At 34.2% G+C, this 23,130-nt stretch carries 22 protein-coding genes; 4 read left to right on the forward strand and 18 right to left on the reverse strand.

What is annotated here, in order from left to right:
- Positions 1-6: 6 nt before the first annotated feature.
- The 4 genes from COB47_RS09150 to COB47_RS09165 form a co-directional block, all read right to left on the reverse strand.
- Positions 7-657: an MgtC/SapB family protein gene (locus COB47_RS09150; RefSeq protein ID WP_013291094.1), complete on the reverse strand. Its 651-nt coding sequence runs from the start codon at positions 655-657 to the stop codon at positions 7-9.
- Between the two features lie 129 nt (positions 658-786).
- Positions 787-2,484: an ABC transporter substrate-binding protein gene (locus tag COB47_RS09155; RefSeq protein WP_013291095.1), complete on the reverse strand. Its 1,698-nt coding sequence runs from the start codon at positions 2,482-2,484 to the stop codon at positions 787-789.
- Positions 2,485-2,568: 84 nt separating this feature from the next.
- Entirely contained in the window at positions 2,569-3,459 is an 891-nt protein-coding gene (locus COB47_RS09160; RefSeq protein WP_013291096.1) for a carbohydrate ABC transporter permease, read from the reverse strand.
- A gap of 35 nt (positions 3,460-3,494) precedes the next feature.
- Positions 3,495-4,409: an ABC transporter permease gene (locus COB47_RS09165; protein WP_013291097.1), complete on the reverse strand. Its 915-nt coding sequence runs from the start codon at positions 4,407-4,409 to the stop codon at positions 3,495-3,497.
- 402 nt (positions 4,410-4,811) lie between these two features.
- Between COB47_RS09165 and COB47_RS12215 the strand changes: the two genes are divergently transcribed.
- Both COB47_RS12215 and COB47_RS09170 read left to right on the forward strand, forming a co-directional pair.
- Positions 4,812-4,955 carry a hypothetical protein gene (locus COB47_RS12215; RefSeq protein WP_154646010.1) on the forward strand — a complete coding sequence of 48 codons (144 nt, stop codon included), beginning with the start codon at positions 4,812-4,814 and terminating at the stop codon, positions 4,953-4,955.
- 27 nt (positions 4,956-4,982) lie between these two features.
- A complete protein-coding gene (locus COB47_RS09170) occupies positions 4,983-5,174 on the forward strand; it encodes a hypothetical protein (protein ID WP_041742516.1) in 192 nt (63 codons plus the stop codon).
- Between the two features lie 206 nt (positions 5,175-5,380).
- Here COB47_RS09170 and COB47_RS09175 read toward each other — a convergent pair whose 3' ends face one another.
- From COB47_RS09175 to csaB, 8 genes are all read right to left on the reverse strand, one after another.
- Complete coding sequence (locus tag COB47_RS09175; protein ID WP_013291099.1) at positions 5,381-6,934, reverse strand: response regulator transcription factor; 1,554 nt, start codon at positions 6,932-6,934, stop codon at positions 5,381-5,383.
- Positions 6,935-6,942: 8 nt separating this feature from the next.
- Positions 6,943-8,694, reverse strand: a complete 1,752-nt coding sequence (locus COB47_RS09180) for a sensor histidine kinase (protein ID WP_013291100.1) — start codon at positions 8,692-8,694, stop codon at positions 6,943-6,945.
- 30 nt (positions 8,695-8,724) lie between these two features.
- The gene (gene yicI / locus COB47_RS09185; protein ID WP_013291101.1) at positions 8,725-11,061 is read right to left on the reverse strand and encodes an alpha-xylosidase; all 2,337 of its coding nucleotides are present in this window, start codon (positions 11,059-11,061) and stop codon (positions 8,725-8,727) included.
- A 164-nt stretch (positions 11,062-11,225) separates the two neighbouring features.
- The gene (locus COB47_RS09190; protein WP_013291102.1) at positions 11,226-12,077 is read right to left on the reverse strand and encodes an AraC family transcriptional regulator; all 852 of its coding nucleotides are present in this window, start codon (positions 12,075-12,077) and stop codon (positions 11,226-11,228) included.
- 137 nt (positions 12,078-12,214) lie between these two features.
- Positions 12,215-13,156: a transketolase family protein gene (locus tag COB47_RS09195; RefSeq protein WP_013291103.1), complete on the reverse strand. Its 942-nt coding sequence runs from the start codon at positions 13,154-13,156 to the stop codon at positions 12,215-12,217.
- Position 13,157: 1 nt separating this feature from the next.
- Positions 13,158-14,006: a transketolase gene (locus COB47_RS09200; RefSeq protein ID WP_013291104.1), complete on the reverse strand. Its 849-nt coding sequence runs from the start codon at positions 14,004-14,006 to the stop codon at positions 13,158-13,160.
- A gap of 109 nt (positions 14,007-14,115) precedes the next feature.
- Positions 14,116-14,967, reverse strand: a complete 852-nt coding sequence (locus COB47_RS09205) for a YitT family protein (RefSeq protein ID WP_013291105.1) — start codon at positions 14,965-14,967, stop codon at positions 14,116-14,118.
- Positions 14,968-16,806 (reverse strand): polysaccharide pyruvyl transferase CsaB, encoded by a 1,839-nt coding sequence (gene csaB / locus COB47_RS09210; RefSeq protein WP_013291106.1) that lies wholly within the window; start codon positions 16,804-16,806, stop codon positions 14,968-14,970.
- Between the two features lie 102 nt (positions 16,807-16,908).
- Between csaB and COB47_RS12015 the strand changes: the two genes are divergently transcribed.
- A complete protein-coding gene (locus COB47_RS12015; protein WP_013291107.1) occupies positions 16,909-17,067 on the forward strand; it encodes a DUF1540 domain-containing protein in 159 nt (52 codons plus the stop codon).
- A 3-nt stretch (positions 17,068-17,070) separates the two neighbouring features.
- Here COB47_RS12015 and COB47_RS09215 read toward each other — a convergent pair whose 3' ends face one another.
- Positions 17,071-17,760: a 4Fe-4S double cluster binding domain-containing protein gene (locus COB47_RS09215; protein ID WP_013291108.1), complete on the reverse strand. Its 690-nt coding sequence runs from the start codon at positions 17,758-17,760 to the stop codon at positions 17,071-17,073.
- Between the two features lie 21 nt (positions 17,761-17,781).
- Complete coding sequence (gene radA / locus COB47_RS09220; RefSeq protein WP_013291109.1) at positions 17,782-19,122, reverse strand: DNA repair protein RadA; 1,341 nt, start codon at positions 19,120-19,122, stop codon at positions 17,782-17,784.
- Between the two features lie 130 nt (positions 19,123-19,252).
- On the opposite strand from radA, the gene COB47_RS09225 reads away from it, so the two are divergent.
- Positions 19,253-20,380: a glycosyltransferase gene (locus COB47_RS09225; RefSeq protein WP_013291110.1), complete on the forward strand. Its 1,128-nt coding sequence runs from the start codon at positions 19,253-19,255 to the stop codon at positions 20,378-20,380.
- Positions 20,381-20,459: 79 nt separating this feature from the next.
- Here the strand turns inward: COB47_RS09225 and COB47_RS09230 are convergent, their stop codons facing one another.
- From COB47_RS09230 to rplM, 4 genes are all read right to left on the reverse strand, one after another.
- Positions 20,460-20,795: a P-II family nitrogen regulator gene (locus COB47_RS09230; RefSeq protein WP_013291111.1), complete on the reverse strand. Its 336-nt coding sequence runs from the start codon at positions 20,793-20,795 to the stop codon at positions 20,460-20,462.
- A gap of 18 nt (positions 20,796-20,813) precedes the next feature.
- On the reverse strand, positions 20,814-22,034 hold the full coding sequence (locus tag COB47_RS09235) for an ammonium transporter (protein WP_013291112.1): 1,221 nt from the start codon (positions 22,032-22,034) through the stop codon (positions 20,814-20,816).
- A gap of 201 nt (positions 22,035-22,235) precedes the next feature.
- Positions 22,236-22,628, reverse strand: a complete 393-nt coding sequence (rpsI, locus tag COB47_RS09240) for a 30S ribosomal protein S9 (protein ID WP_013291113.1) — start codon at positions 22,626-22,628, stop codon at positions 22,236-22,238.
- A 24-nt stretch (positions 22,629-22,652) separates the two neighbouring features.
- Entirely contained in the window at positions 22,653-23,081 is a 429-nt protein-coding gene (gene rplM / locus COB47_RS09245) for a 50S ribosomal protein L13 (protein WP_013291114.1), read from the reverse strand.
- Positions 23,082-23,130: the final 49 nt, after the last annotated feature.

A 23,130-nucleotide genomic window follows, 5' to 3' on the forward strand; every position in this document is an offset into this window, starting at 1 on the left:
TATTTTTTATTCAAAAGTTACGCGGATTACACCTTCAATCAGATATAAATCTGTTATAAGTTGATTAAGGGGAGCATCTGGTAATACCAGCGCTTTGTAAATAACTTTTTCATTTTCTTCATGCACGAATTTAATATCCTTTATTGTTACTGAATGAGCAGTCAAGATGGAATCAATCTTTTGAATAGAACTTCTTAAATTCTGACCTTCAACAGAAATAGTTCTCAAAATCCCTTTCGAAACAAATCTCACTTCAAATTTTTTGAGAAAAATTAAGGTCAGATACACTGCTGCTGTTGCTAAAAAGGCCCCTTTATAATACCCAATTCCAATTGCAAGACCAATACATGCCACAGCCCACAAAGTTGCAGCAGTGGTTAAACCTTTGACTGTAGCACCGTCTTTTATAATTGTTCCTGCACCAAGAAAACCAATACCCGAGATTACCTGAGCACCGAGCCTTGCAACGTCAATATTTGCATGCCCTTTATAATATATAGCGAAAATATATTCAGAGGTCATCATAACAAGTGTAGAGCCCACACAGACCAAAATGTGAGTTCTGAAACCTGCTGGCCTGTGAACATTTTCACGTTCAATACCAATAAGCCCACCTGCTAATATTGCAAATATGATTTTCAGTATATCCTGCAGCACTTAAAATTCCCTCTTTTAAAAAGTGTAATATTATATTTATATTTTATACTACACAATTCGCAAAAATTAAAGAGGCTGCTTACCTTCTTTAAGCTCTTTAAAAAGCAGCCTCTTTAGAATCAAAATTTATCATTTTGTCCACAATTCAATATTTTGTTTAATTCTCTTTGTGTAATACTCTTCAACTTTGCTATTACCAAGTCTCTCAAATCCAGCAAGAAAATCGTTCCATACCTTATCAAAATCCTTTTCTTTTGCCATGACAACCTTTGGAATTGTTGACAATGTATAATTCCAAATCTTATCATTAATAGTCTTGATATTCGGATCGTCAATCGCAATCATCCATAAATAACCCCATGTCTTTTCAGGATACTCATTAGTTTTTGGGAATAAATCTTTCCAAATTTCTGCTTTATATGCTGATAAAACTTTCTTTTCAACATCGCTATAATTCTTTCTTATATCTTCTTTTCTTGTATCAGGTGTAATTGGATTTCCTGTTGAATCAATATACGTATTAGGCAATCTTGGGAATGGATAAACGTATGCACCTATACCAGTCTTTTTAGAAAATGTTGGATCTGTCTTTCGCATCTGGTCAATCTTAGAAATAAATACTCGTTTCCCGTTTACGTATGTGTGATGAACACCTTCAATACCCCACTGTCTGAGGATATTAGCATCTTCTGTGCACATCCAATCTAAAAATTTTATTGCCCTTACTTTATCTTTACACTTAACAGTTATCGCAACACCCCAACCACCTGTGTAACCTACTTTTACATCAGGAGGACACTGTTTTATCTTTTCATTAACAGTAACAGGATAATAACCATATGTGTATTCATACTTACCAGCCTTCTTTAAAGCTGTAATTGGTTCACCTACCGCCCAGCCTGCATCTATCAAAGCAAGAACCCTTCCAGAAGCAATTTTCGCTTTGTATTGATCATCTTTTTGCACAAATGTTTCTCTATCAAGAATTCCAGCATTCCACAAGTGGTTTAGCCATCTGAAGTACTCTTTTTCAATTGGTCTTTTATAATGCCTAATTACCTTTAATGTCTTAGGATCAACATAAAACTCTCCATCATCTGGAGCACCTGTTGCCTGGAAAGCAGGATTTGTAACAGAAATAACTGTTCGCCAATCATCTGCTGAAAGTGTTAGCGGAATTGTTGGAAGTCCCTCTGTAGTAGGATGTTTTTTCCAGTACTTGACTATTGCATCCTCAAAGTCTTTTATTGTTCTTATTCTTGGATAATTTTGTTCAATTACTACTCTGTGCTGAACCATAAAGCCACCATTCACGTCGAGAGTAGCATCATTATCTGTTGTGATACCCAAGCAATAAATGTGCGGATCCTGTGGGCTCCATCTGAGTCTCTTGAGGTTTTTACCATATGCTTTTTTGATATTTGGCCCATATTTTTCAATTAAACTATCTAACTGAACAACACCACCGGCATTTTTTAGAAGTTGTAAATCACCTTTTGCATATACCAAATCCGGATAATCACCGCTTGCTGCCATAAGCTGAAGTTTTTGTTGACCTGCGCCTGCAGAAATTGCATATTCAATCTTTAATGTAACACCTGTAAGCTCTTTTATCTTTTGTGCAACTGGAGATTTAAAACCATCATCATTTGGATTTGTCTCAGCACTATACATGGTCAAAGTAATCGGATTTTTAGCCTCAGATGTTGGTTTTAGAGGCTTTATGAGCTTAGAACTTCCAGCATTACTTATAAAACAGTTACTTAGAATAAAACTAACAATAACAAGCATAGAAACAACTACAAAAAATTTTTTTGAAACTTTCATAGCCTTTCAATCCTCCCTCTTCCTATTTCTTTTATTTATTTTAAGCTGGAATAACCAGCTTAAAATCAAAATTATTACTAATTTTTAACTTTTTACTGCACCTATCGTCATGCCATGGATGAAATATCTCTGAACAAATGGGTACACAAGCAATATGGGTAGAGTAACAATAATTGTCATTGCCATTCTCAATGAATGTGGTGTGACTTTCATTGTCCTGTTGGGATCAAGATTACTATAATAGTCTACTTGAGAAGATGCAGTTGCATTGGACAAAATTTTCTGTAGTTCATACTGTAAGGTGGTAAGTTTAGGTTCACTTGAACAATACAGATATGTATCAAACCATGAGTTCCAGTGTCCAACTGCAATAAATAAACTTATTGTTGCAATAACAGGAGCACAAAGAGGTAATATTATTCTCCAAAATATCAAAAAGTCATTCGCTCCATCTATCATTGCTGATTCTTCTAAATCTGGCGGAATTCCTTCCATATATGACTTTATAACAATAACATTAAAAGGACTTATAAGACCAGGAAGAATATACACTAAAAAGTTATTCATAAGTCCAAGTCCTCTTACCAACATGTAGTCAGGGATCAAGCCTCCACCTACGTACATAGTAATAATAAACATTATAGCAACTGGTCTTCTTGCAATAAAATCCTTCCTGTTTATAACATAGGCAACCATAGCAGTTGACAAAACACCTATTGCAGTGCCAATAACTGTTCTTAGCACAGTTATCATAACAGCCCAAGGAATTTGAGGATAGTTTAATGTTTCTGTATAGTTTACTAAAGTAAATTTTCGTGGAAATATTGTAATTCCACCTTTAACTGTATCATAAGGATCATTTAGTGATACAGCTAAAACATGTAAAAAGGGATAGAGAGTGATAACAGCTAAAATTATCATTAATAGGTAATTAAATATTTCAAAAACCACATCCCCAGCTGTCTTCTTTTTCACTTCAAAATGCCTCCTTTGAGTCAAATTTTCTTCTTTTACATCATTCGATATCCAGTTGCCTTTTTAGAAAACCAATTAGCAAAAATAAGTAGAATCAAGCTCACCACTGACTTGAAAACACCTGCAGCTGTTCCAAACGAATATCTGCCTGTACCTATACCATATGTAAGTATATAAAGGTCAATTACATCAGCAACATCTCTTGTTGCAGCTGTTCTTAAAAGAAATTGCTTTTCAAACCCTATGTTTATTATGTTTCCTATACTTAAAATCAAAAGAACTATGACTGTTGGCATTATACCAGGCAAAGTTATGTTTATCATCTTTCTGAATCTTCCAGCACCATCAACTGTTGCAGCTTCATATAACTCAGGATTTATTGACGTGATAGCTGCCAAGTATATAATCGTGTTCCAACCAAGTTCTTTCCAAATATCAGAAAATGTAACTATCCACCAAAAATACCGGGGATCAGCCATGAACATCACCGGGTAGTTTGTGAGATGAAATTTTTGTAATATTTGATTTATAACACCGCTTGGCGAGAGAATTTCGCTCACTAAACTTGCTACAACAACCCATGAAACAAAATGTGGAAGATATGAAATTGTCTGAACAGTTCTCTTAAATACTATATTTTTTATTTCATTCAAAAGCAAAGCTAATATTATTGGCAATGGAAAGCCAAATATTAATCCCATAAAGCTCATAACTAAGGTATTTCTCATAGCCTTATAAAAATCAGGGTCCTGAAACATCTCAATAAACCACTTAAATCCAACCCATTCTTGACTCCAAATAGGTTTGCCAGGTTTATAATCCTGAAACGCCATAATCCAACCCCACAGAGGGATATATCTAAAAACTATAAGCCATATTATAAAAGGAAAAATCATAAGGATTAAATATCTTTGTCGCCACAACTTCTTTGTAAGTTTTGCACTGTTCATTTTTTGCCCTCCAAATTTTGATCAAAACTCACTGCTGTATCAATAATGAATTTTAAAAGGAAAAACAAAATAATGATACCCTATTTTTTTGACATCTTGTACCCTGTAGTTTAGACATTAATTTAAAGATAAAGGAAGAAAGCAAAAATGAAAAATAAAGCCTTTTTAAATGTTTTAGTCTTTTTTGTGATTATATCACTTGTAATTGGAATAAGGTGCGTGGAACAAAAAAATTATTTCTTCGAAACAAAATAGTAAAATCAAATTGCTTTCGCGTATGAAAACGCCGAAAACTCTACAAGCATACAACACAATGAGGATAAATCTGCCAAACCAAAAGTTGAAATATTATATAACAAAATACAAGCACTTGGTAGTGCAGTTGCTGATTACTATTATTCTATGAACAAAACTATTGAAAAAAATCTTACCCCAAACGATAACTTAGAAACAATAAAACTAAAAGAAAAGTTAAAAATTATAAAACCATTTGTAGAAGAATGGTCCAAGCTTTTAAACGAACTTAAAGAGAATCCACAAAATTGAAAAAGTATTTGGCAAAAATATAAACAATTGCATATAGAAACAGGTGCTTTAATTTCTTCTCTTGAATATATTTCTGAATTCAAGAAAAAAGTATTTTTCGGAACACCAGAAGGGAAAAAGTTAGCAGAACAAAATCACCTTGCCGAAGAAGATATCAATAATTTACAGGACGAATATTATAAACTTTTAGAACAAAAGAAAAAAGAACTTACTGAATAGCTTGATGATTTGAAAGAAAAAACAAAATTGTTGAGTAAATTCAAAAATATAAAACTAAAGAATGGTAAATTTTGTTTGGATTAAAAACTCAGAAAATATGTTAAAAAGGGCTGTCCTGAAAACACTGGATAGCTTCTTTTTTGCAATATAGATAAGAATTCCAAAATTTATTTAGATGAACTTTTTTGTAAATAAACATAAATATTTTATTTCTTTATTTGTTCTTTATATTCTTTTGGTGAAAGTCCTACATATTTTTTAAACTTTGAACAGAAATAATCAACGTCATCAAATCCAACTTTTTTACTTGTTTCGCATACCTTATATCCTTCCTTCAAAAAGGCTTTTGCTTTTTCTATTCGCACTTTATCTAAATATATTGTAAAGTTTTCTCCAAATATCTTTTTGAATAGTTTACTAAAATATGAACTGTTGTATCCAAATGCATTGGCAATTATTTCTAATTTTATATCTGCAAAATAGTTTTTTTCTATGAATTCAGCAATTTTTCTTTTAAAGCTCTTAGGATCTATTTTACTGATTTCATCTGCCAAAGATACAAAATAGAACTTTATTAAACTTTTTAATTCTGTTAATGTCTGTTGCATATAAAGGTTTTTTAAAATCTCCCGACAAAGATACTTTTCAACAACAGGCTTATATAAATTGTCTTGTAACAATTTATATAATGTTTCAATATAAAAGTTTAAAAAATTTATTTTTACATCTTCTTCAGACATATCGCTATACAAAAGGTTTTCAGTTTTCTTTTCAAGTATCTGATTAATACTGTCAAATCCATTTAGAACAATAGCCATTACCAATTTTTCAATATATTCTTTATCGTTAAATTTATTTTCCCTATTTTTTTCATATTCCTTACATTCTCCTATGTAAATAATTCCTTTATACCCCAGCAAAAATCTGTTTTCAAGAAGCCTATTTGCTTCCTCAAATGATTTTTTAATAAGATTATAGTCATTCACTTCACTCCCAATTGAGATTATTACTTGACTTCCCGCAATTCTCATTAAGTTTTCTTTTAAAATGTTAATACTTTTGCTATTGAATGGATACCAAAAATCTTTGAAAAGTATGCATATATGATTGTTAACAACAGTAGTATATCCACACTTATTTCTTTTTAAAAATCCATCCACTTCGCTCTTAAAACGAAAAATCCTATCTTCCATAAACTTTTGATTACCCTTGTTATAAAATGTTACTATTGCAACCTGGTATTTTTTCCACGGAAGTGAAAGTTTATAAAAACCATTAAAATAGTCTATTTCATTAGCTTCAAATGTCCCCAGCAAAAGTTTTTCTATTACTTTTTCCAAACCAAGTTCTTGAGTTGTATGCATCATTTTTTGAAGTTCAATTTCCTGGCTAATTTTTTGTTTTACCTTCTCTAACTTCTGCTGAAGTAAATACGGGTCAACAGGTTTTAGCAAATAACTTTCAACACCAAGTTCAATTGCTTCTTTTGCATATTCAAATTCAGAATACCCTGAAATAATTATAATTTTTGTATTCACTTTTTCCTCTTTTAACTTGTTTATTAGCGTAAGCCCATCTATTCCGGGTATTCTAATATCAATCAAAGCAACCTCAGGTTTAAATTTTTTTATTTTTTCCAATCCTTCTATTCCATCTTGAGCAGTAGCGACAACCTCAAACCCCAGAGATTCCCAATCAATAATTTTTTGAAGACCTTCTAAAATAATAGGCTCATCGTCAATTAAAATTGTCTTTAGCATAACCTCTTTCACCTCTTTGGAATTTGAATTTTCACATTTGTGCCTTTACTAAGTTCACTATCTATATAAATTCTTGCCTCATCCCCATAAAACAGTCTCAGTCTATGATAAACATTTTTTAGTCCTACATGACTTTTGTCTTTTCCATCTAAAGAACTTAAAAGCTCTTCAAGCTTTTCCTTTGACATTCCAACTCCATTGTCCGCTACAATTATCTTTATCACTTCATCTTCTTCAAATACTTTAACTTCAATACTTCCTTTACCTATCATAGGTTCTATGCCATGTCTGATAGAATTTTCTACAAGTGGCTGGATAATAAATGGAAGCACTTTTGAAGAAAAGAGATTTTCCTGAACTTCAATTTTGTAATTTATTTTATCTCCAAATCGAAACTTTTGAATTTCTAAAAACTCCTTAACAATTTCAATTTCTTTTTCCAAAGATATTAAATCTGTTGTCATCTCAAGGCTTTTTCTTAGTAGATCACTCAATAAATAAACAACATGAGCTATTTCATGTTGACCAGTACAAAATGCTTTCATCCTGATAGATTCAAGAGTATTGAATAAAAAATGAGGATTTATCTGATTACAAAGCATTTCAAGCTGGATTTCTCTTTGTTTTGCTATTATTTGTTGTTTTTGAATTTCTGCAAGATATACCTGGTCAATTAGATTTTTGATATTTTTCGCCATTGTTTTTATATTTTCTGTGAGCTGTCCTATTTCATCATTGCCTAAAATATTTATCTGTGCATCTAAATTGCCATGCGATATTTCATTTACTTTTTTATTTAATATTGCTATTCTATCTGTTATTAGCTTAGAGAATAAGAGCATAAGCAGAAGTGAAACCAGTAAATTAATAAGTATAAGTCCAAATGTAATAAAAGTTATTCTGTTAACACTTTCAAATATTTTTTTCTTCGAGAAAAATGAAATAATTTTAAGGAAGCTATTCCCACTTTCACTTGCACTAATTGTACCTAAAATTGCCATTGTTCTTTGGTTATAGATATTGAAATTTTTAAAAAAACAATCATCTTCTAAGGACAAGTCAAAATTTAGTCTTTTGCCAATAAGTTTTTCATCCTTTGCTACAACAACAACTTTATCATCGTTAACTACAAGAGTGTTTAAATGAAGTGATAATATTTCTTCAAGTTTTTCTTTCTTTATATAAATCACCATTACACCTATTTTTTCTCCATAAGAATTTTTTATTAGTCTGATCAAACTGAAATAATACTGTGGACGAAATGGATTCTCATCATAAACAAGGTCCCATAAAATTTTTCCATCACCTTTTATCGCTTTTTTAAACCATTTCTGAGCTTTAATGTGCTGGTCAACCTTTATAATTTCGCCTGTATCAAGCAATGTGGGATTAAATGCAAAAATTTTTATTGCATAAATATTTCTGTGGTAAATAGACATAAGATTGGAAAGTTCTGTATATGAATTATAATCATAATAAATCTCAGATATATCTTTATATTCTGTTGAAAGTATATTCAAGAGTTTTTTATCAAGATATAACTTATTAGAAATATCAACCGCATTCTGTACAATATCCATAAGTTTGATTTTTACATCCTCAACATTTTTTCTCGTGTCTTTGATAGCATTTTCTAAAGCAATTGCTCTGAGGTTTAAAAAAAGAATAATCCCCAAAATAGTTTGGGGAATTAAAGCAGAAATCACAAATGCCAATATGAACTTTTTCTTTATTTTCAAATTTACAAAAAAGAATCTCATTTTTATCTCACCTATTTGATTTCTTTAATTTTAATTATATATTTTGTCAATATTCAACAACGCCTCTTTACTTGCTACTTCTAAAATTACTTCACTACCATTATCTTTTTGATTTACAATTGCATTAAACTGAGACTTTAATCCAAGTCCATGGAAAAAAAGTCTCCACGGCTTTTGAGAATCTTTCAATACAGTTATTAAAATTTTACCATTGTTTCTTTTTACTTCTAATTCAAGTTCTGTTTCGCCACTTACATTATTTACAACCACACAAGCTACTTTTCCATCTTCCAATTCATAAACATTCAAAGTCACATTGTTCACATAATCATAATCAGGTCTTGCGTCACAACTTCCTATTGGAATTATCGAATTCGGTCTTGCCAAAAGTGGAAGGCTAAAATAGCCATGTTTTTCCTCTCTCCATCTGCCACCAACAACTTTCTCTCCAGTCAATATATTTGTCCATGTTCCCTCTGGAACATAATACTTAACTTTACCATTTGTTGAGAAAACTGGAGCAACTAAGAGGCTGTCTCCAAGCATATATTGTCTATCAAGGTATTCGCATGCTGGGTCATCTGGAAACTCTAATACCATAGGTCTTAAGACTGGAATTCCCTTTTCTACCGTTTCTTTAGCCTTTGCAAAGATATAAGGCATAAGTCTACATTTTAGCTTTGTAAAAAACCTCAAAACATCTACTGCTTCATCGTCATAAAGCCATGGAACTTTATAGGCAGAATTTCCATGAAGTCTGCTATGGGAAGACAAAAGCCCAAATGCAACCCATCTTTTATAAAGATCTGGAGTTGCCGTGCTCTCAAAACCTGCTATATCATGACTCCAAAAACCAAATCCGCAAAGTGAAAGTGAAAGACCTCCTCTTAGTGTCTCTGCCATGGACTCATATGAAGCCAAACAATCTCCGCCCCAGTGCACAGGGAATTTTTGACTTCCAGCTGTTGCAGACCTCGCAAAGACAACTGCCTCTCCTTTGCCAAGAACTTCTTCCAATATTTCATATACCTTCTTGTTGTAAAGATAAGTGTAGTAATTGTGCATCTTTTCAGGGTCAGAACCATTAAAGTATACAACATCTGTTGGAATTCTCTCGCCAAAATCTGTCTTAAAACAATCTACTCCCATTTTAATTAACTCTTTGAGCTTTTCTGAATACCACTTGCAAGCCTCCGGGTTTGTAAAATCAACAATAGCCATTCCAGGTTGCCAATCATCTGTCTGCCAAATATCCCCATTGGCTTTTTTTAAAAAATATCCTTTTTCTTTTCCCTCATCAAAAAGTTTCGAAAGTTGAGACACATAAGGATTTATCCAAACACAAATCTTAATTCCCTTTTCTTTTAAACCATTTAGCATCTTGAAAGGTTCTGGAAAGACCCTTTTATCCCATTCAAAATCAACCCAGTGCATATCCTTCATCCAGAAACAGTCAAAGTGAAATACATGAAGAGGAATATCTCTTTCAAGCATTCCATCTATAAAGCTTGTAACTGTCTTTTCATCATAATTCGTGATAAAAGAGGTTGTAAGCCACAGTCCGAAAGACCAAGCTGGTGGAAGTTTTGGTCGACCAGTAAGTTTTGTGTAATTTTCTAAAACATTTTTCATGTTACTACCACCGATTATAAAATACTCTAAATACTCACCTTTCACAGAAAATTGAACTCTCTCAACATTCTCAGAGGCAACCTCAAATGACACACGCCCCGGATCATTTACAAAAACTCCATAACCACGGTTTGTGATATAAAAAGGAATGTTCTTGTAAGCCTTCTCAGAAATGGTTCCACCATCTTCATTCCAAATATCAACTGTCTGCCCATTCTTAACAAAAGGGGTAAATCTCTCACCCAGCCCATAAACACACTCGCCAACACCCAAAGAAAGCTGTTCCCTCATGTAAGTAGTATTATCAGACATGATTGCATAACCAAGATACTTATAACCATTTTTTGTTAGATATTTGTCTTCATAGTAATATGTTACTCCCCATTCGCCTTTTTTATTAATGGTGGCTTTGAGCTTCCCACTTGTTATTACTATAGTATCCGAAGAATCTTCTATCAAAGGACAATATCCTTCTTCTTTATAAAATTCAAAATATGGCTTTTTATCCATTTGCCCTTTGTAGTGCCAAATTTGCACTCTTATAATATCCTCAAACGGCGAAGAAAATCGCATAGTGAAAACAGGCCCTTGTAAAGTTTGACCTCGATTTGTGATAAATTGAGCTGGCGCATACACAGTAACAGAATCTCTTGTCACTTCATAATCATATAAATGAGCTGGATGATATAATCTCACTCCTTCCTTGACACGCCAAAAACCTTCTGTGAATTTCATTTTAACAATCCCTCTCCTTTTAGAATAAAAAAATTATTGCTTTGTAAAGAGATGAAGAACAATCAAGTGTTATTATACAATGCTTTTTATATTACTTCTCATACTCTTTTGCAAAAAAGTATAAATACTTTGCTTTGAGCAATTGAAAGTTAAGTTTTAACTTTTTATATTTTCTTGTACTTGAATGGAGTTGTGCCCACATACTCTTTAAAAACCTTTATAAAATAACTTACACTGTTAAAACCTACTTCAAATGCAATTTCAGAAATACTCATGTCTGTATTTTTGATAAGCTCTATTGCTTTTTCAACCCTGAATTTGTTTATGTAATCAACCGGTGTGAGATGAGTAATTTCCTTGAAAAGACGACAAAAATAGAATTTGCTTAGGTTTGAAACTTTTGCTAACATGTCAATATCAAGTTCAGATGAATAGTTTAAATTTATATAATCAAGTGCAGATTTTATCCTCTCAATTTTTAAATCAAATTCTCTGTCAGTAGTATCTGTTATAATATAGCCTCTATTAAAAAGATGATAAAATATAGTATATAAATAGCCCTTTACCAAAAGTTCATAACCTTTTGGCTTTTCTTTCCACACTGTTATTATGCTCGAAATTAGTTCTCCAACACAATGGTCATCAAACTTATTTTGAACAAGCACTTTTCTTTCTAAAATAGATTGCAAATATTTGCTTTTGCATATATCTGGAGTTTCTGAAAAGAGCATATTAAAACTGAACACAATAGCATAAGGCTCGGGATCTTCTTCAGCTTTTCCACCGTGAATTGAACCACAGTTGACAAATAAAAACTGTTTTGGTCCCAAAAAATACTCTTTGCCATCAACTCTAAAACTCGCTGTTCCCTTTTCAAGATAAACTATCTCAAATTCTTCATGCCAGTGAGGAAGAAGAGTATTGTTCTCATGAACAAATATATTTTCATAAACATTTATAGGAAATATAGCACTGCCGTGCTGAACCTTTTCTTTTAGCCTCAGTCTTTCATCCATTGTGATTTCCTCACTTTATTGTATGTTTTCAATAAAAACAATACATTAGTATCAAATAAATTTTACCACAACCACAACAAAATAAAAAGCTGCCGCAATCTAAAACTTGCGGCAGCTTTTCATCCACTGATAATATTTTATTTTTTCATCTTCATAACTTCTTTTGCTTTGTTGACAATCTCCTCTGCTGTGAGCTTGTAATATTTGAGAACATCCTCAGGCTTTCCTGACCTTCCAAACTCATCATTTACACCAACCATTTTTACCGGTACAGGATAGTTTTGAGCCAAAACCTCAGAAACAGCACTTCCAAAACCGCCTAAGATATTGTGCTCTTCTGCTGTGACAATGCAGCCAGTTATCTTTGCCACATCTAAAATCAAATCAACATCAATTGGTTTTATGCATGGCATATCAACAAGATATACCGAAACACCTTCATCCTGAAGCATTTTTGCTGCCTTTATAGCTTCATGTACCATAAGTCCTGTTGCCAAAATACCAACATCTTTCCCTTTTTGAAGAACAATACCTTTGCCAAGAGTAAGCTTCAGCTCTCCTTTTTTGTAAATTTCCTCAACACCAAGCCTGCCCAAACGAATATAAACAGGTCCTTCATGCTCAATCGCAAGTCTTACACACTCATAAGTTGATGTCGCATCAGCAGGTGATAATACTACCATGCCAGGGATAACCCTCATCAATGCTATATCTTCAAGCATCTGATGGGATGCACCATCTTCGCCGATTGACACACCTGCATGTGAGGCTCCAATCTTTACATTTAAGTGTGGATAACCTATTGAATTTCTCACCTGGTCATAAGCTCTTCCAGCAGCAAAGACCGCAAATGTACTTGCAAAAGGAATTTTGCCACATGTTGCAAATCCTGCTGCTGTTGCCATGAGGTCCTGTTCTGCAATTCCTATATTGAAAAACCTTTCAGGAAACTTTTTCTTGAAAATTTCTGTCCTTGTTGATTTTGAAAGGTCAGCATCAAGCACAACAATATTTTTATATATTTCCCCAAACTCAGCCAATGCCTGACCATATGCCTCTCTTGTTGCTATTTTTGCCATCTTATCCTTGCACCTCCAAACTTTCTAACTGCTTTTGCAACTCTTCAAGGGCTTTTTGTGCCTGCTCTTTATTTGGTGCTGTTCCATGCCAGCCAGCTTCGTTTTCCATAAACGATACACCTTTTCCTTTAACTGTTTCAGCAATTATAATTGTGGGCTTTCCTTTTACTGTCTTTGCTTCATTTACAGCATTTTCAATCTGGTTAAAATCATGTCCATCTATTTTTATCACATGCCAGCCAAATGCCTTGAACTTCTCATCAACAGGTTCAGGTGACATAACCTCTGTGATTTTGCCATCTATCTGAAGCCCATTGTGGTCTAAAAATGCTGTAAGATTATCAAGTTTGTAATGTGCTGCTGTCATAGCTGCTTCCCAAATTTGACCTTCTTGAATCTCACCATCACCAAGTAAAACATAAACTCTATAACTTTTTCCATCTAACTTTCCAGCCAATGCCATACCGTTTGCAACAGACAAACCTTGCCCCAACGACCCTGTTGACATCTCAACTCCAGGCACCTTTTTCATATCAGGATGACCCTGTAAATTTGAATAAATCTGCCTGAAGCCTGTAAGCTCATCTTTGTTGATGAAATCCTTTTCAGCCAAAACGGCATACAAAAGAGGCGATGCATGTCCTTTGGAAAGAACAAATCTGTCTCTGTTTGGATCTTTTGGATTTTTGGGATCGATATTCATTTCAACAAAGTAAAGATACGTTAAAATTTCAACACCAGAGAGTGAACCGCCAGGATGACCAGAACCAGCTGACGCAGTTTGAATAATTATACTCTTTCTTATTTCGGTTGCTATTTTTTTTAGTTCAAGCTCTTTTGCCTTGTCCATTTTGTACCTTAAACCTCCTTTTATAAAAATACAATTGTAGGATTCCTGTTTACCCGTTAAATGATAGATTATTCTTTTTTCTTTATTATACCATTAAATTATTTTTTACTCAAACAGAAAAACCTTCACCTAAAACCTCACGAACATCTGTCAAAATCACAAAGGCTCTTTGGTCAATGCTCTTGACAAGGTTTTTGACACGGCTGACCTCATGCCTCTTTACCACACACAGCAAAACATTTTTTTCTGTTTTTGTCCACATACCAACACCGTGAAGAGCTGTGACTCCCCTGTCAAGCTCTTTTAAAATCTTTTCAGCAATTATGTCAGATTTATCTGAGATTATTATGAGTGCTTTTGCAAAGTTGACACCCTCCAGTATTGCATCAATAAGTTTTGAACATGCAAAGAGGGTCAAAACTGCCCAAAGTCCAAGTTCGTAATTTTTAAATACAACTGATGCAAGCACAATAACTGCAACATCAAGTCCTAAAAGGATTTGACCCACAGAGATAAATGAAATATATTTATGTATAATCTTTGCAAGCATTTCAGTTCCGCCAGTTGTTGCACCAAAAAGAAGAACAATAGCAAGTCCAATCCCCATCAGTGCTCCACCAAACACTGACGCTAAAAGCTTGTCATATGTAATGCAGTGAACAAATGTGGTGATGTCTGTGAGCACTGAAAGAATGATCGTACCATAAACACTTTTTACACCAAAATCCACACCAATTGTTCTAATACCAAGAATAAAAGCGGGAATGTTCAATGCAAGCATGGTCATACCCACAGGAAGCTTGTAGTGCGAAACATAATATACAACTGTTGCAATTCCAGAAAAACCCCCAGCTGCAATCTTATTTGGAACAAGAAAAAGATTCAAAGATAGTGCCACTAAAAGTGAACCAAAGGTTATTGCAGTATATTCGTATATTACCCTGAAAATTTTTTTTAGCATCTATCTTCCTCCAAATATCCTTGTTTTTAAGACAATAAGTACAAATTTAGGGAGTGCAAGCATTCTTTTGAATCTCCAAGGCTGAGTAATTAGTCTGTAAAACCATTCAAGCCCTAATCTTTGAAATATAACAGGTGCTCTTTTTACCTCACCTGACAAAACATCAAGGCTGCCACCAACACCCATAATGAGCTTACATTTGAGCTTCTTTTTATTTTTGTAAATCCATTCTTCCTGTCTCTTCATACCCATTGCAACAAATAAAACATCTGCTTTTGAGGAGTTTATAATCTCCACAACCATATCATTTTCATCTTCACTAAAATATCCATGATGAACCCCACAAATTTCTAATTTTTTGTATTGTCTCAAAAGATTTTCTTTGGCTTTTTCAGCAACTCCCGGTTTTGCGCCAAGTAAAAATACTTTTGTCTTCTTTTCCTCAAACTCTGGCATAAGAGACATCATTAGATCAAAACCTGTAACCCTTTCATACAGTTTTTCACCAAAATATTTTGATGCCCAAACCACACCAATACCATCAGGCACATTTAAATCCCCCAAATTTAAAATCTTTTTAAATTTCTCATCTCTTCTGGCCAACATTATCATCTCAACATTGGGTGTAAACACCACTTTAGGTGAAGATGAAGATAAAAATTCTATGCATTTTTTCTTTGCCTTGTCAAAATTGATACAATCAATCCTTACACCCAAAACATTGATGCTCTTTCTTTTCTTGATTGAGGCTAAAGCCTCTTTTAAAATCTCAAATGATTTTTCAGCCTTTTGAATCATATTGAGAGTTATCTGTTCGATTTTCTTTTGAATTTTTGTTTCGTTAAGCATATATTGAATATTTAATAGGACATTGTTAATATCAAAGCTGTCAACATATCCCACTGGTTTCAAACCATATATTTTAAGAAAACTATCAATTTTGGGATCATAAGATATCCCAACAAATTTCTTGTTCATTTTGGCTGCGAATATGAGACTGTGAAGTCGCATCCCAAGTATCAAATCAAAATAACCAAAAATACCTAAAAGTTCATGAGGTTGAAAATTTTCAGAAAGAACATATGGTTTATTACTCATTTTTGAAACAATTTCATTTATCTTTATTGTATCCCACTTGCCTTGAAAAGGAATAAAGACAACATTATAGCCTTCATTTTCTATAAGAATGTCTGCAATCTGGGCAATTTTGTCGGTCATATCCTTTTCTTTTTTCCACTTTCTTACTACTATTCCTATTGTCTTTTTATTAAAATCTATTTCATATGTTTGAAGCAGTTTTTTTACTTTCTTTTCGCAGCAAGGATTCAATAAAAATGCAGGATCTGCTGACAAGTCTATTTTGTTTTTAAGCTTCAATCTATGCAAAAGGTCAAAAGAATCATAATCTCTCACTGTAATATAATCTGCAAGCTTGATTATATGCTTGAAAATCAAGACATTATACCAGTTTTTAATTGGTCCTATCCCTTGAGAAAAAATAAAGACCTTCTTTCCAAATAGTTTTGCAACAAAAATCTGAAAGAGGTAATAATAAAGACTTCTGTTGCTTGTCTCATTTTGAAAAAGACTTCCTCCACCAGAAATAAAAATATCACATCTTTTTATTGCTTTAACAACTTTACAAATCTTTTTTCTGTTTATAGATTCTACATTGTAAATCTTACTTGTAAGGTGCGGTCTTGATGAAAGAACCACAATATTAAAATCTTCATTTTCTTGTCTCTCATATTCTCTCAGCCTATCTATTAAAACCCTTAGTATCGCCTCATCACCAGTATTTAATTGTCCATAGTATCCTGAAATAACAATGTTTTTCATTCTCTTTGATCACCCAATTTATTATTTTGAATAAACTCAAACCAAGTTGCAGAAAATAAACCTTGAAGGCTGCAAATTCAAATTAAAACGGAGGTATTGAAGATGCCAGACAGAATCACATGCAATGTTTCAGACTGCATGTACTGGGATAACAAAAGATGCACCGCCCCATCTATTGAAGTTTCTGTGGATGGCGGTGGCTCATCTGCCCAGGGAACAAAAGAAAAAACAAACTGCCACACATATCAGCTCAAAAGATAATACCTATCTTTTTACTTCACTTCCATAAGGACAGACCCTCATGCATATGCCACATACCTGACCCCGCCCAATGAACTTAAACTTTTCTTTCATATAACTACTACATGCATGGGGGTCTATCATCTCGTTTCTATCTATACCTAAATACCATGTCCTACCATAGATTGCTTGAGCTGGACAGCTCACAACACAAAGATTACAATCACCACATTTTGGCTCAATAACATTATTTTTTATCACGTTTTCTGGTTCATATGTTGTTAGAATTGTTCCAAGGCGCACACGTGGTCCAAATCTTTCGTGAACAAAAAGATTGTTCTTCCCAATAAACCCCATTCCAGAAAGCACAGCACCTATTTTATGTGACAGCACACCCGAAAACCCATTGTCCTTGCCATGAACACTCTGTGATGCAGCAATGCTATAAGCAAAATATCCTTTTGATTCCAAAAACAGCACACCTTTTAAGGTCAAAAGGTCAATAAGATTGTTTACAGCTTTGTAGTGGTGATAGTATGTAAATGTTGGTGAGTTAACAATCTCGTTAACAATGGCATCTGAAAGCTTTACAACCACTGTTATACATGTTTTGAACATCTTCAGATCATCTGGCAGGTATGAATTTATGGAAGAAAACCCCACATCACTTGCACCCTCTGAAATTAACATCTTTTTAAGCTCTTCTAAAAGCATTTTTCAATCATCTCTCTTTTGCTAAAATATAAAATTCAAGACTTCCTCTATATTTGACATTCCAAAGACTTCAATTGTGCCATCACTTTGGATTGTCTCCATATTTCTCTTTGGAATGATAGCCCTTTTAAACCCCAGCTTTTTTGCTTCGTTCAATCTTTTTTCTATATTCGACACAGCTCTAATTTCGCCTGTCAAACCCACTTCACCTATTAATACAGTATCTCCAATAGGAAGTCCTTTATAACTTGAAGCTATTGCGCACACAATGGCAAGGTCTGCCGCCGGCTCTGAAACCTTAAATCCACCAGCCACATTTACATATATATCCTGAACATTTAACGCAAAGCCCATTTTCTTTTCAAGCACAGCACAAAGCATCACACATCTATTATAATCAATTCCTGTCACTGTTCTTCTTGGTGTGCCAAAAGAGGTTGGAGTAGTAAGCGCTTGTATCTCTAAAAGAATAGACCTTGTTCCTTCTATTGCAGAATAAATAGCCACACCCTCAACATTGTAACTGCTTTCCAAAAAAATGCTTGAAGGATTTTTTACCTCGACAAGTCCACTATCCGTCATCTCAAAAATTCCAAGCTGATTTGTAGGACCAAACCTGTTTTTGTATGCTCTAATCACTCTGTATGTATTAAATCTTTCTCCTTCAAAATACAATACACAGTCAACCATGTGTTCTAAAACTCTCGGTCCTGCAATAAGCCCATCTTTTGTCACATGCCCCACAATTACAGCTGTGATGTTATAAGTCTTTGAGATTTTTAAAAGCTGCATTGTAACATCTCTAACTTGGGTTACACTTCCAGGCGCTGACTGATTTTCTGGTACATACATGGTTTGTATAGAATCAATTATAACAAACTCTGGCTTTAATCCCAAGATAATATTTTTTATTAAATCAAAATTGGTTTCACATACAACATCAAAGCTTCCTTCAATACCAAGCCTTTGTGCTCTAAGTTTTAGCTGGTTTGCTCCTTCCTCGCCTGATACATACAAAACCTTCATTCTTCCACTTAATATATTTGCAACCTGCAAAAGCAAAGTTGATTTTCCAATTCCCGGCTCACCGCCAAGCAAAATGAGCTCTCCCTTTACAAATCCACCGCCAAGAACACTGTCCAGCTCTTCTATGCCAGAGAAAAACCTTTCTTCTTTTGTACTGAGGTTAGAAAGTTTTAGAACAGCTAAGTTTTCTTTTGAAGCAGAAATAGTTTCTGTTTTGTTTTGGTCTACTCTTTCAAGCACAAAGGTATCCCAGCTTGAACAGTTTGGACACCTTCCAAGCCATTTTGAAGTTCTAAAACCACACTCCTGACAAACATAAATGTTTTTTATTTTCATTTTAGTTTCTCCTTAAAAATCTTTTCAAATCCACACGATATATTTTTATCATATTTTCACTCTTTTATAAAGAGTTATGATATAATCTAATCGATAAGGTATTTAAGTTGAGGAGGTTTGTTTTTCTAAAATGAAAGTTTTGCACCTTATAAGCGGTGGTGATACAGGAGGAGCAAAGACACATATAATAAATCTGTGTTCGAAGCTAAAAAATCTTGTTACCCTTAAAATTATATGCTTTATGTACGGACAATTCTATGAAGAAGTAAAAAATGCTGGAATTGACATAGATGTTATTGAGCAATCTTCTCGATTGGATCTGAGTGTAGTTGATAAAATTGCAAAAATTATTGAAAATGAAAATTATGATATTATTCACTGTCATGGTGCAAGAGCAAACTTTATCGGAATGTTTTTAAAACTAAAAATTAAAAACAAGCCATTTATCACAACAGTACATAGTGATTTTGATTTAGATTTCCAAGACTCTTTTTATAAAAGAGTGTTTTTTTCATTTCTAAATAAACTTGCTTTAAAAAGATTTGACTATTTTGTTTCTGTGGGCTCTGCACTGATTGACAAGATAAAGGGTCTTGGGATAAGAGAAGATAGAATTTTTCTTTTGTATAATGGTTTTGATTTTTCAAAAGAGATACATTATGTGCAAAAGGATGAGTTTTTATCAAAGTTTCTTGACAGAAAAGTATTTGATTCCAAAATAGTTATAGGAAACTTGAGCAGGTTATACAAGGTAAAAGGTCTTGATGTGTTTATAAAAGCTGCAAGTATAATAGCTAAAAAATATCCTGATGTTATTTTTTTAATCGGCGGAAGTGGTCCTCAAAAGGAATTTTTAAAGCAAATGATAAGTGTATATAATTTGAACGATAGAGTATTTCTACTTGGCACCATAAAAAATCCATATGACTTTTTCAATAGTATAGATATAAATGTCATCAGTTCATACTCCGAAACCTTCCCATATTCAATCTTAGAGGCAACAGCACTTGAAAAGTGCTGCATATCAAGCAAAGTGGGTTCCGTGCCAGACCTAATTGAAGATGGCAAAAACGGTTTTTTATTTGAGGTTGGAGATTATAAAGGCCTTGCTCAAAAGATAGAAATTCTTTTGCAAAATAAAGATCTCATCAAAGAGTTTGGACAGCTTCTTTCTAAAAAAGCAAAAGAAAGGTTCTCTGCAGAAAACATGGCAAGGATGCAATTTGAAATTTATAAAAGCATACTTTCGAAAAAATAAAAGGGCTACTTGCTTCAAAAGTCTTATTTTCAAACCTCTTAGCAAGGTAGCCCTTTTGATTTTAAAAAATTCAAGAATTTTATAGCTTTACATTTCTTTCCTTGCTACTAATCCTTATAACCTCACTTACCTCTGATACAAAAATCTTACCATCACCTGGATTTCCTGTTGAACAGCACTCCAGAATAATGTCGATCACCTTTTCAAACTTCTCATCACTCACAACAATCATTACCAGAACCTTAGGAAGAAGATCCACGGTATAGCTTCCGGCTCTCCACTGCAAGGTAATACCGCGCTGTATGCCTCTTCCTTTAACTCTCATAACTGTCATTCCGTATATACCCTCTTTTTCAAGGCACTCCTTGAGGTCGTTGAGTTTTTCTTCTCTTATGATAGCTTCTATTTTTTTCATCTCAAAACACCCCCAAAATTAAATTCCGCCATAAGCCTCTTCGCCATGCTGAGATATGTCAAGCCCAACTGTCTCTTCTTCATATGTCACAGCCAAACCAACTGTTCTGTCAAGCACTTTTGAAATTATTATGGTCACAATAAACGAAAATGCCCAAACAACTAACACCGAGATAAGCTGAACAAAAAACAGCTTGTAGTTTCCAAATAAGAGCCCATCGTTTCCTGCTGGATTTACAGCCTTGCTTGCAAATATTCCTGTTGCTATTGCCCCCCAAGTTCCACCCATGCCATGACAAGCCCAAACATCTAACGTCTCATCAAGTTCTAATCTTTCTCTGAGTCTAATACAGTAGAACGATATTATAGAAGCAACTGCACCAATCACAATTGCTGAAAGAGAGTTTACATAACCTGATGCAGGTGTTATTGCAACAAGCCCAACAACTGCACCTGTTGCAATTCCAATTGCGCTTGGTTTTTTGTAAAGCCAGCTTATAATCATCCAGGAAACTGCAGCAGAGGCTGCCGCAACATTTGTGACAACAAATGCGTTGACACCAATCTCGTTTGCAGCAAGGCTGCTTCCACCATTGAACCCGAACCAGCCAAACCAAAGTAAAAACGCACCAAGTAACGTAAGTGGAATATTGTTTGGTTCCATCTGAACTTTGCCAAAGTCCTTTCTTTTTCTTAGCACAAGCGATAGTGCCAGAGCTGACACACCTGCAGTGATATGGACAACTGTCCCTCCTGCAAAGTCTAAAGCACCCAAGTTTTTGAGCCATCCACCTTTTGCCCACACCCAGTGCGCAACTGGATTGTAAACAAATATTGACCACAGTAATGTAAAAAGTATATAACTGCTAAACTTTATTCTCTCAACATAAGCACCTACAATAAGTGCAGGAGTAATTACTGCAAACATCATCTGAAATGCCATAAACAAAAGGTGTGGGATTGTGGCTGCATAGTCCGGATTGGGTTTATATCCAACATTTTTTAACCCTGCCCACTCAAAGCTACCAATCAATCCAAACCTGTCAGGTCCAAAAGCCATGCTATAACCGATCAAAACCCATTCAATGCTGATAAGTCCCAGAGTCAGTGCTGACATAGTAATTGTGGAAAGAAGGTTTTTTCTTCTGACCATGCCACCATAAAAAAGACCTACTGCTGGTGTCATCAGCATAACTAAAGCAGTTGAAATTAAAACCCATACAATGTCTGCATAGTTCATCCAAAACACCCCCAAATTTTATTTTGAAAGTCTATATCCACCTAAAATGCAAAATGGGGACATACCTTTTTTGGTATGCCCCCATTGGCAATTACAATTTTATTATATTCTTTTGAGTATAAATTGTCAATAGGTGAAAGAGAAAAACTCCTAAATTGCAAAAATAAAAGCTCCTTGAAAAAAGGAGCTGCAAAAATTCTTTTATCTTTTCGAGAACTGGGGTGCTCTTCTTGCTTTCTTGAGACCGTATTTCTTTCTCTCCACCATACGCGGGTCTCTTGTAAGAAATCCAGCTTTTTTCAACGCCGGTCTTAAAGTTGGATCAGCAAGTACAAGTGCTCTTGCAATACCATGTCTTACCGCACCTGCTTGCCCAGAAAGACCGCCTCCTTGAACCTTTGCTATCACATCATACTTACCAAGAGTTTCGGTAAGTGTCAATGGCTGCTTTACAATAATTCTCAATGTCTCAAGAGGAAAATACTCTTCCATGTTCTTGTCATTCACAATAATCTTTCCACTCCCAGGTGAGAGCCAAACCTTAGCAACAGAAGTTTTTCTTCTACCAGTTGCATAGTATTTTACCTGTGCCACTTTCATATCCTCCCTTAACTAAAACTATATTTCCAGCACTTCAGGCTTCTGTGCTGCATGTGGATGATTTGGTCCTCTGTAAACTTTGAGCTTTCTCATGAACCTATCTCTCAGCCTATTTTTAGGAAGCATTCCGCGCACCGCAATCTCAATTGCCTTCTCCGGATGCTTTTCAAGAAGTCTTCGATATGGTATGAACTTGAGTCCACCTGGATACTTTGTATGATATCTGTATCCGTCCTTGTCAAGCTTTTTCCCCGTTAAAACAACCTTTTCAGCGTTTATAACAATCACATAGTCACCTGTGTCAACATTAGGTGTAAACTGGGGTTTGTGTTTTCCTCTCAAAATCACAGCAATTTTAGCTGCAAGTCTTCCAAGCGGCTTTCCTGTTGCATCTATCACATACCATTTCTTTGGAACTTCATTTGGCTTTGCAAGGTATGTCTTCATCGCTTTCTTCTTCACTCCTTTTGAAATTTTTGTGGTCACCATATTAAAT

This window comes from Caldicellulosiruptor obsidiansis OB47 (assembly GCF_000145215.1).
Taxonomy (GTDB): Bacteria; Bacillota; Thermoanaerobacteria; order Caldicellulosiruptorales; family Caldicellulosiruptoraceae; genus Caldicellulosiruptor; species Caldicellulosiruptor obsidiansis.